Raw genomic sequence first — 11,521 nt, 5'->3', positions numbered from 1 at the left:
TTTTAACGCTCTGTCCTATCTTAAAGATAGCTTTTTATTTCTTCCAATTCGTTAATTATATGTGTCTTAACATTTAAATAACCTCCGTTTGGCGTATAGAGAATGGTTTTCATACCTACTTTTTTAGCTCCCAATATATCAGCTTCATAGCTATCGCCTACCATCAGGGCATTTTCAGGCTTTACCCGAGCTTGTTTGAGTGCCTTTTCAAAAATCAACGGATTTGGCTTTTTCACTCCGGCTGTTTCCGAATTCATCACCACTTGAAAAAAATAGTCAATTCCGGAATTTTGGAGCTTTTTCTGTTGCACTTCGGCAAAACCGTTAGTTATGATATGTAAATTATACTTCGGATGTAGATATTCCAGAATGTCCACGGCGTCACTAAAAAGGTGATTGAAATCCGGCAGATGTGTGATATAATCGTCTGAAAGTTTTAAGATCACAGCTTCAGGAATCGCTATTTTCAACATATCGAAAGTTGTTTTCAAGCGTTCAAACCGCAAGGCTTCCTTCGTGATCTTATCCTCCCTGTAAAGTTCCCATAATTTGAGATTGTTAGGCACGTATACCTCGAGGAATTGCTCCAAACCAACATCAATGGCATTTGTTTTCAATATCTTTTCATAGGTCAATCCGGAATTTCGTTCAAAATCCCACAAGGTATGGTCAAGGTCAAAAAATACATCGGTGATCTCCTCCTTTTTCAACATTTTTTCACACGTTTAAAATTTGACAATAAGTTAATTAAAAATTTAAGAACGTATGCAACCCTACCTGGCAGGCGCTCGTTTTAGCTATTGTTCTTCAAAAAGTTCACGTATAGATCTTGCCAGGAATTCCTTTCGTTTAGATTCAGCACCTCATTGGAAAAAACCATATTAAAATCACCTTGCACTGCCCTTACCCGTTGTTCCAGTTCTGAAATTTTTTCCTGAGCCTTGCGTACACTTTTATATTGATACAAAGCCGTGTACTGCACACAATACGGATTGATTTTAATTGGTTTTTGCTCTTCAAAACTGATATCGTAAAAGAAGAAAGAGGTACAGGTTCCGGCTCTAAAACCTACTTCCCTGGCATATCCCATGGTGTAATCTTCATTAAAACCAGCATCGACCATAAGCTGATATGTATCAGGAATATTCAGTCTGTTGAAACGCTGTCGTACTCTTTTTACCGGTCTGTTGATGTACTCTATAAGCCGTTTTCGTTCTTTTTTCAATACTGTAATATCACTGAAGGATTTATAGGAAGCCATCAACGACACTATACTGTAATCGGCAACTGATTTTACCAAGGAACGGAAACTCGGATTGATGACCGAGATATTTTTATCATATGCGGAATAATCAGCCATCAGAAAAAAGAAAATTGCAGGGACTTTATATTTTTTATGTAGTTCCGTTATCTTATCGAAAAAATCATATGGATCTTTCCTGAATCCCAACAACACCAAATAGCGGTCAAAAACACGAGCGATCCTAAAGGCAAACAAGTCTATCATCGTACCGCCAAAGGTGCGGATAATCCCTTTTTTTCTGTATGCATAAGCCACGGCCACATCCATAACGGACATTCGCGAATAGCTTCTTTTGGGAAATTCCATCTCAGGAAAGTGTGCTTTTAGGATCTTTTTGAGTTTCACCACCCACATATCGACTACCGGCAATTCCAAGAAATTGTTCTGATAAGCCAAACTCTGTTCTACCGGATACCGTCCATGTTCGTCTTTTACATGGGGCAAATACTCTTCATATCGGCTCAACAGGTAAAAACCCGCAGCAAAAATATCGAAGGGGATGGTACTTTTCTCTGTCGTAGGAAAAAAACAGGGAGTGTCGTCCCACATATGCACATTGATCTCTACATCAGAGATGCCCTGCTCAAACAACAATTCATGACTTTTTATAAAAAATTCGTTTTGCAGTGGCTGTTTGGTGTAGGTAATCTTAGGTCCTTTATGCGCTATAAAATCCTCTACCTTGGTCGTTATACTCACATCAACGAGCAACATTTTTGAAAAAATGTGCTTTATGATATAAGTAAGCCTTGGTGTAATTTTATACGTATAAACTAATAGCATTTTTAGAACTCATTTAAATTTTTTCCAATCGGCTAAAAAATTACTCTTTTGAGTCTGATAATTTGCCAGCGCACCACCTGGCTCCTTCGCTAAAAAGGTTTGCTAAACCTTTTCTTTACGCTCGACCCTAACTCAAAAAAACCTTCAACCAAGCTCAAAATAGTTAATTTTCGCTTCGATCAAAAAAGTTTAAATGAGTTCTTATAAAAATCCTTCGTCTGCAAAGCTAAAGTAAGATTTTTCAGTTACAATAAGATGGTCAAGTAACTTAATATCCATCGCAAAAGCTGCATTTTTTATTTTTTGGGTGATTTCTTTATCGGCTTTACTGGGCCTTAATGTCCCCGACGGATGATTGTGCGCCAAGATAATTGCGGTAGCATTAAGCTCCAATGCCTGCTTTAAAACCAATCGCACATCGACCAATGTTCCGGTTATACCTCCTTTGCTCAACTGTAATGTCTGTATCACCGAATTGGAGTTGTTCAGATAAACGATCCAAAATTCTTCGTGTTCCAATTCACTGATGATGGGTTGCATCAATTCGTAGGCGGAAGTACTGCTCTTTATCTTCTTCTTTTCCAGGACATCTTCGGCGCGTCTTCTTCTCCCCAGTTCTAGGGCTGCCACTATAGAAATAGCTTTAGCTTCGCCTATCCCTTTAAATTTTGAAAGTTGACTTACTTTGAGTTTTCCGAGTTCGTTTAAATTGTTATCCACGAAAGAAAGTATTCGTTTTGACAATTCCACAGCGCTTTCATCGCGATTTCCGCTACCTATCAAAATAGCAATCAACTCAGCATTTGTCAATACTTCCTTTCCTTTTTGACGCAATTTCTCTCTTGGCCGGTCACTTACACTCCAGTTTTTAATCGAAAATGAGGTTGGTTTTTCATTCATGATTTAAATATAATAAATTATGATTGTTATACTCTCATGAATGAAAAATGTTCTATAAGAAATTGAATTATTAAATACATGTCTAAAAAGCCCTTGGTGAATTTGATTTGTCAGTCTGTCCCGACGCTTGGGGGGCGAAGACATGTTGGATTGCAATAAGTTATACTTCGACCGTTCTTCGACAGCATAACATTACTCAGTATGACATCTGAACTTACTCTTTTTAGAAGGCAGCGTCTTTTATCAATCAAAATGGTGGAGTTTTTCAACCCGGATAATTCTACTACAAAAAAAGCCTGCAAGTCTTAAAACTCACAGGCTTAAAATTGCATGAAAAACAGCAATCTCAAATCAAGCTAACTCAAATTTCTTACCAATTCGGATTCTGTTCTATTTCCGGATTTGTATTCATTTCTCCTTGTGGAATTGGGAAATATTCATGCTTTGGTAAAGTCAAGAATTCTTTACCAACCTTATCGCTGTTCTCGATCTCTTCACCAATCAATCCCCAACGTTTTAGGTCGTAAAAACGGAATCCTTCTCTAAAGAATTCTATCATTCGTTGATGACGTATTTCTTCCATCAAAGCATCTTGTCCCATTCCGGCAGCTAGATCAGCCAGATTGGCACGCTCCCTGATTCTGTTTACAAATGGATATGCTTCAGTAGTTCTCCCTTGCATAGTCAAGGCTTCAGCATACATCAACAAAATATCGGCAAAGCGTAATGCTTTTTCATTTATTTCTGATATCCAAATTCCTTCGTCATCATCTCTCCAATTTTGATATTTTCTGATTCTGGAGCTATGCCCAAAAGGCGATGAAATTTCTGTATAAGGGATGTTATAGAACTCCGCTCCGGGATAATCCCACACCAATGAAGCATACATACGTGGATCGAAATCATCTTCTACCGTTTTCTCTTTCTGAAACTCGTTAAAGATTTTTTCGGTAGGGAAGGCTTCAAACCAACCTCCTACTTCGGTAGGCGCAAACTCCTGTGCGGTAGTTACCCCTTGTGATTCATCTGCATTCTCTCCGGCCCACGGATTGGTCCCTCCAACATTTTGGTTTTGGATCTCAAACAAAGACTCAATATTGTTATCGTTTCCGGCAACGAAATTGTCTTCATAATTGGGCAAAAGATCATAATTATACGGTGCTTTAGGTGCTCCGGTTGTACCGGTCAATTGAGCGAATTGTGCTTCAGCTTCAGTCCACTTCTCTTGATATAGATAAGCTTTTCCTAGATAACCAATCGCCGCACCTTTAGTTGCACGTCCAACCCATTCAGAAGGATATGTAACCGGCAAAGCAGCAGCGGCAGCTTTAAAATCGTTTTCCACTTGTTCCCAAACTGCTTCTTCTGGCGATTGTGCCACAAAATAGTCTTCTCGGGTTTGTGGAACTGTCGTAAAAATAGGAACCGCACCAAAATTGATAGCTAAGTGGAAGTAATTCAATCCTCTTAAAAATTTTGCCTCAGCAATGAAAGCTTCTTTTTCAGCATCAGAAATTTCCACGGTTTCTATATTGTCCAAAATCTGATTGGCTCTAAAAATCCCTGTATAAGCTCCGGTAAACATCGAACTTGGCGTTCCCGTTGATGGGTTGTTGGTAAAGGTTGAAAGTTCGTAAAGGGCTTTCACATCATTTCTGATAAAAAAGTCATCCCCCCGACCATTGGTCAGTTCGACTCCTCTTACTCCCCAATACCCGTTATCGATATGCCTGAACATTTTATAAGTAGCTGCCAAGCCCGACAACACATCATTTTCTGTTTTCCAGAAATTTTCTTGCGTAACCACATTTGGGTTAACCTGTTCCAATTCATCATCACACGCTAATAGAGCGGATGAAAACATCAGTATATAAATATATTTCTTCATTTTTTTGTCTTTAGTGTTTGCTTCTTAAAATGATAGCTCTACCCCTGTTAACAATGTACGGGATAACGGATAGGCAACATGCCCAAAATCAACTCCGCGGTCTAATACGGAACCGGTTCTTCCCAAATCAGGGTTATATCCGGAGTAATCGGTAATGGTGAAAACATTATCGAGGCTCAAATAGATTCTAAGCTTATTGATCTTCACACTTTCCAACACTTTTGAAGGGATGGTATACCCCAATTGAAGGGTTTTAAACCTGAAATAAGAACCGTCTTCCAAAAAGCGATCTGAAGTTCTTGAATTCAAATTCGGGTCATTAATCACCGCTCTTGGGATGTTGGTGTTTTGATTGTCTACCGCCCAGGCATTAAGCGTTGATTTAGCATAATTGTACTCTAAATTCATTCCTTCCAAATCCTGACGTATTCCATTGTAGATCTTGTTTCCTTGCGTTCCTTGGAAAAACAAGTTCATATCAAAACCTTTCCAGGCAAAGTTAGCTCCCAAACCGTAGGTAAAATCGGGGGTCGGACTTCCCAGAAACTGTCTGTCGTCCTGATCAATTTGGCCATCACCATTGTGATCGACAAACTTGATATCTCCCGGTTGTGCATTTGGTTGAATCAGTTCGCCATTGCTAGTGTGTGCATTGACTTCTTCCGTAGAATTAAAAATTCCATCGGTTTTGATCAAATAAAATGATCCCACAGGCAATCCAGCTTGAGTTACGGTAGCAGAAGCTCCGTGGTGTGTCGGTTGTCCGCCAAAAATTTGCTGGGAACCTGTACCCAAATAATCTACCTCATTATCTACAGCCGCCAAAGTTCCTGTTATCTGATAGGAGAAATCCCCATGTGTATTGTTGAATGACAAAGAGGTTTCAAATCCTTTGTTGGTGATTTGCCCTGCATTGATAAACGGACTGTTCCCACTGGCTCCTGTTGAATTTGGAATGGGCACCTGCAACAATACGTCTGAATTTTCTTTTACGAAATAATCAAAGATGAATTGTAGTTTTCTGTTAAAGAATCCGATATCAGCACCTATATTCAATGTTTTTGAAGTTTCCCACTTTATATCAGGTGTTGCAAAAGCCGTTTGTATCGCTCCCGGCCATAAGGTTTGACCTTGTCCTGTCACGTAGTTAGTATTCAAGCTGATCGCGGGACTGTATCGATAATCATCAAATTCTTGATTCCCTAACACCCCATAACTCGCTCTAAGTTTAGCATTGCTAACCGTAGGTTTTATACTTTCAAAAAAGGATTCATTTGAAATATTCCACGCGAATGCCAAGGATGGGAAATTACCAAAACGGTTGCTGGATCCAAATCTTGAAGAACCGTCCCTTCTGATAATTCCTGTTACCACATAACGATCGTCAAAAGAGTAGGTCAATCTTCCTAAATAGGAAACCAAAGAGTTTTCCCATGCATTACTCCCTGCTGCTGCATTTACTGTTCCGGCATCAAGCACAAATACTCCAGGAGGCATTCCACTCTTGCTTCCTGTCAATTCTCTAAATTCGGTATTTTGAAATGTATATCCCACCAATGCATTCACACTGTGTTTTCCAAAAGTCTTTTCATAATTCAGGGTATTTTCCGCCAATATGTAATCCGTTTCAAATCGTCTTTCATACAAATCTGAATCCTGATTGGTAAACAAAGCCCCAACTTCATACGGATAGGTATAGGTATAATCGTGACCTTCAGTAGAGGTATAACCTGCATTGAATTTATATTTCAAACCGGCAACGATATCTACTTCAACAAAAGCATTTAGAATTGCTTTTTTGGTGTCAGTTTCAGGTTCTCTCAAATTCAACTGGGCTACGGGACTAGCGATATCCACCACAGGTCCGTAAGCACCTCCATAACCTCCAACAGCATCTGGATTGTAGACATCAAAGACAGGGATCATTTTTGGTGCCGATCCTACGGCGTTTCCTCCTTGTCCACCAAGGCCTTCAGCTCTTCTCCAGTGTTCTTTAGATAGAATTACCGATTGTCCTAATTTAAATCTTCCTTTGGTCAAAGTAGATTTTAAGCGAAGGTTCCAACGGTTGTATCCTGTTTTTTTCACGATACCATCCTGATCAATATATCCTCCGGATAGGCTGTATGTGTAATTTTCGCCACCACCACTGGCTGATAATGTATAATTTTTAATAGGAGCCGTTCTGTAAATCTCGTCTTGCCAGTCGGTACCTTTACCAAGTGATTCCGGATTTTCAGCAAGCTCCAATCTTGGAAGTCCGGCATTATCGTGAGCTGCATTACTTACTGTAGCCCATTCTGAAGCATTCAATACATCCATTCGGTTTGTTATGGTCTGGAAGCCGTAATAGGTACTGAAATCGATAACGTTTTCTCCTGATCTTCCTGTCTTCGTCGTGATGATAACTACTCCATTGGCTGCTCTGGATCCGTAGATGGCAGCTGCAGAAGCATCTTTTAGTATATCCATTGACGAGATATCCGTTGGATTTAAATTATTGATGTCATTCACCTGAACACCATCAACAATGTATAAAGGGTCGTTGTTCCCTAGCGAACCTGTACCTCTGATCATAATACGTACTCCAGATCCTGGATTTCCGCCAGCTGATTCGACCTGAACTCCGGGAACTTTTCCTTGCAGGGCTTTTTCCACTCCTGCAGAACCCTGTGTGACAATGTCTTCCGACTTTATCGATGACAATGCTCCGGTTACTTTTTGCCGACTTTGTGTACCATAACCCACTACAACAACTTCATCTAGTTGTTCTAAGTCTTCTGATAAGGTAATATTGATCGTGGAACGACCATCAACCGAGATTGATTGTGTGCTGAACCCGATATAGGAAAACTCCAATACCGCATCGGATGCGACGCTGCCAATTTCGTAATTTCCATCAAAATCTGTAACCACTCCTTGGGTAGTTCCCTGCACCATAATGCTTACCCCGGGTAATGGCATACCATCTGTAGCTGAAGTCACCTGACCGCTTACGGTTAACTGTATCGCATCTGCATCATTGGCAAATAGCAATGGTGACCCAAAAAACAATAACAACATACACCATGCGCTACTGTTTTTCTTAAGTCTCATAAGAAAAAAGTTGTTCTTCATTTTTTTGTTTAATTAGTTTAATTCAATTAAAATGACTTCCATAAAAACGTGGAAAACCACCTTAAAATACTCACTTATTTTAGTGAAAGTACATTTTACTTTTATTATTCCAAAAAAAATAATCTTAAAGTGTGTTTTAAATACTTAGTTTGTGGTTTTTTTGATAAAATGACAATGAAGATGTTTGTTTAGTTGGATCTTTCTCTAGGAAATTTCGTTATAAAATTTCGATGCTAAAAGAAGAGGGTGTCTAAAAAGAAAAAGACTTGAAAACTTTTGTCACACTGACCAATGTTCATGCTGAGCATGTCGAAGCACAGTCGAAGTGTAATGCAATGAAAATCAAATCGTCTTCGACAAGTTCAGACTGACAATTTGTATAAAACAGTCTTTTTCTTTTTAGACACCCTGCTATTATAACATCAACCCACCAAACCTTTTACCTCATCAAAATCGAGTCCGCCGTAATTCCCACTACTCATCAAAAGCAAAGCAGTGTTGTCGAGTTTCAATTTGAATAGATATTCTTTAAAATCTTGTGGATTGGTATAAACTATAAGATTTTCACGTCCAAAGGCTTCTTCTATTTGCTCGGGGGTCACTTCATCGAGTTTTTTTATTTTGACAGCTTCAGGGGAATAAAAAACAACAGCAGTATCAGCAGGATCCAATGTATTTTGGTATTCTTTCAGGAAGTCGGCATTCAAGCTGCTATAGGTGTGCAATTCCAAACAAGCCACCACCTGTCGCTGCGGAAATTGTTCTCTTACCGCTTCCAAAGTTGCTTTCACCTTACTAGGTGCATGTGCAAAATCTTTATAAACAACGCTATTCCCTTTTTCAGCTAGTTTGTCCAAACGTTTTGAAGCCCCTTGAAAGCTCGCTATGGCTTCGTAGAAATCGACTTCATCAATTCCCATATGCTGACAAATCCATTTGGCTCCGGCTAAGTTGTTAAGGTTGTGCTTCCCGAAAACTTCGATAGGCATGGCGCCTTCCGGGGTTTCCAAATAGGTAATTCCGTCTTCAACTGTGTATTCCGGTGTGATATATGGTATTTTCCGAATTTGATTTTCTGATCTTGTGACCACTTTTACTACCTCTTCATCTTCTTTATTATAGGTAATGCTCCCCCCTTCTACGATCGAATCCACAAAAATATCAAATTGCTCTACATAATTGTCGTAGGTCGGAAATACATTGATGTGATCCCAGGCAATTCCACTCAACAAAGCAATATTGGGTTGGTATAAATGGAATTTGGGTCTTCTGTCTATGGGAGACGACAAATATTCATCTCCTTCCAAAACGATAAAGTCGTTTTCTTCAGTAAGTTTCACCATGGTATCAAAACCATCCAACTGTGCACCCACCATATAATCCACCTCTCTATCGTGATAGTGTAACACGTGAAGGATCATCGAAGTGATGGTTGTTTTTCCGTGACTTCCACCGATAACAACACGGGTTTTGTATTTGCTCTGCTCAAAAATAAATTCCGGATACGAATAGATTTTCACGCCCAATTCCTGTGCTTTTGCCAATTCAGGATTATCGGGTTTGGCGTGCATTCCGAGAATTACAGCATCCAGATCAAGGGTAATTTTTTCAGGAAACCAACCAAAAGTAAACGGACAAAGACCTTTTGCCTCTAAACGGGATTTGGAAGGTTCGTAAATAATGTCATCGCTTCCTGTAATTGTATATCCTTTTTGATGTAATGCTAATGCAAGATTGTGCATCGCACTGCCGCCAATGGCTATAAAATGAATCTTCAAAATACGTGTTTTTATTCCGGTCAAAGATAAAAAATAGTCAGTAATTCCCTTATGCAAAAAGGCTTTCTTTCCACATAAGAAAAGTTTTGTTTTGTCCTTCGGAATTGCTTGTAAATACCCTTATTGCTTTGGCGGATATTTGGAAAACACTTTCTCCACTACTTCCTTTAACTTGGCTTCGCGCATGGCCGGTTTCATATTTTCTGTAATGGTGCCCTCACTCACGGCCTGCCATACCAATTCGTCATCAACAGCATCAACAATATCAATAACAATCTCACGATAAAGCTCTCTTTGCCCCACAGGCAATCCAACGGAAACACCTCCACCCACATTTCGTCCGGTTCCGCCAATTCCGATTCCGACAGAGCTATTTCTTGGTTTTGGACGTACAGAACTCTTGATGTTGACATAAATATTGGGGGAAGAAGAAGTTTCAAATCCCCGGGACTGCAACAAACTATCTATTTGATGTGTAATACGTCTTGTATCAAGATCGCTTAGTCCCGATTCCATATCGGGATAAAAACTGTATGAGGTATATTTGGAGAAATTCCTCGCTTTGTCATAGTCATAGTTCACCATTACGGAACCACAAGAAACCATCATTATGCATAGTAGTAGCGAGAAAATATTTTTTTTCATGGCTTAACTTTTGACTAAGATAAACAAAAAAACGAATTACAGGGTCTGTTAACATTACCAGATCCTACTCTTCTTCCGCATTCAGCATCTCCCAAAGTTTGTCTTTAAGCTGCTGGATACCTTGTTGTGCCACCGATGAAATAAAAAGGTAATTTATATTTTTAAAAGAAGCGTCGAGTTCTTGCTTCATCTCCGCCTTTAATTCATCGTCCAGCATATCAGACTTTGATACAGCTACCAAACGCTCTTTATCCAGCAATTCCGGATTGTATTTTTTAAGTTCGTTTAGTAAAATCTCGTATTCTTTATAGATATCTTTACTGTCTGTCGGAATAAGGAACAACAGCGTAGAGTTACGTTCAATATGACGAAGAAAATAATGTCCGAGTCCTTTTCCTTCGGAAGCGCCTTCAATGATACCCGGAATATCGGCCATCACAAAAGTGCGATAATCCCGATACTTAACGATCCCGAGATTCGGTTTTAAGGTTGTAAATTCATAATCAGCTATTTTGGGCTTAGCCGAAGTAATCACAGAAAGTAAGGTTGACTTCCCTGCATTTGGAAACCCAACTAGGCCTACATCGGCCAATAATTTTAATTCCAGCAGCAGCTCAGCTTCTTCTCCCGGCAATCCCGGTTGTGCATATCGCGGTGTTTGATTGGTCGATGACTTAAAATGCCAGTTCCCGAGTCCACCTTTACCTCCTTTGACCACTATTTTTTCTTCACCGTCTTTGGTGATCTCAAACAAGGTTTCTCCCGTTTCAGGATTTTTCACCAAAGTCCCCAAAGGCACTTCAACATACACATCTTGTCCGTCGGCACCCGTACTGGTTTGTTTCCCTCCGTGTTCTCCGTGTCCGGCTTGAAAGTGTTTTTTGAATTTGTAATGGAATAAGGTCCAAAGATTTTCGTTCCCCTTAATGATAATATGGCCTCCTCGGCCACCATCACCACCGTCGGGGCCTCCTTTGGCCACATATTTTTCCCTGCGTAAATGGCTGGAACCCTGTCCGCCTTTTCCGGATGCTACCTTTATTTTTACATAATCTGTAAAATTCCCTTCTGTCATCTTAAATCTTCTTCGTTTTTGGTGTTGGGTTT

The 11,521-nt window shown here is 39.7% G+C and carries 8 protein-coding genes; all 8 read right to left on the bottom strand.

What is annotated here, in order from left to right:
* Positions 1 to 20: 20 nt before the first annotated feature.
* Positions 21 to 713 (bottom strand): YjjG family noncanonical pyrimidine nucleotidase, encoded by a 693-nt coding sequence (locus OOZ15_RS05995; protein ID WP_323053795.1) that lies wholly within the window; start codon positions 711 to 713, stop codon positions 21 to 23.
* Between the two features lie 80 nt (positions 714 to 793).
* On the bottom strand, positions 794 to 2,086 hold the full coding sequence (locus OOZ15_RS05990) for a DUF7033 domain-containing protein (protein ID WP_265955039.1): 1,293 nt from the start codon (positions 2,084 to 2,086) through the stop codon (positions 794 to 796).
* Positions 2,087 to 2,287: 201 nt separating this feature from the next.
* Entirely contained in the window at positions 2,288 to 2,986 is a 699-nt protein-coding gene (radC, locus tag OOZ15_RS05985) for a RadC family protein (protein WP_265955038.1), read from the bottom strand.
* Positions 2,987 to 3,356: 370 nt separating this feature from the next.
* A complete protein-coding gene (locus OOZ15_RS05980) occupies positions 3,357 to 4,874 on the bottom strand; it encodes a RagB/SusD family nutrient uptake outer membrane protein (RefSeq protein ID WP_265955037.1) in 1,518 nt (505 codons plus the stop codon).
* A gap of 24 nt (positions 4,875 to 4,898) precedes the next feature.
* Entirely contained in the window at positions 4,899 to 7,970 is a 3,072-nt protein-coding gene (locus OOZ15_RS05975) for a SusC/RagA family TonB-linked outer membrane protein (RefSeq protein WP_265955036.1), read from the bottom strand.
* Between the two features lie 443 nt (positions 7,971 to 8,413).
* Complete coding sequence (locus OOZ15_RS05970; protein WP_265955035.1) at positions 8,414 to 9,769, bottom strand: UDP-N-acetylmuramate--L-alanine ligase; 1,356 nt, start codon at positions 9,767 to 9,769, stop codon at positions 8,414 to 8,416.
* A 120-nt stretch (positions 9,770 to 9,889) separates the two neighbouring features.
* Positions 9,890 to 10,414: a DUF4136 domain-containing protein gene (locus OOZ15_RS05965; protein ID WP_265955034.1), complete on the bottom strand. Its 525-nt coding sequence runs from the start codon at positions 10,412 to 10,414 to the stop codon at positions 9,890 to 9,892.
* 64 nt (positions 10,415 to 10,478) lie between these two features.
* Positions 10,479 to 11,489, bottom strand: coding sequence for a GTPase ObgE (gene obgE / locus OOZ15_RS05960; RefSeq protein WP_265955033.1), 1,011 nt, complete (start codon positions 11,487 to 11,489; stop codon positions 10,479 to 10,481).
* Between the last annotated feature and the right edge of the window lie 32 nt (positions 11,490 to 11,521).

The sequence above is a fragment of the Galbibacter kalidii genome (assembly GCF_026241135.1).
Taxonomy (GTDB): domain Bacteria; phylum Bacteroidota; class Bacteroidia; order Flavobacteriales; family Flavobacteriaceae; genus Galbibacter.
The sequence above is the reverse complement of the archived record's forward strand: the minus strand, read 5'-3'. Positions and strand labels throughout refer to the sequence as shown.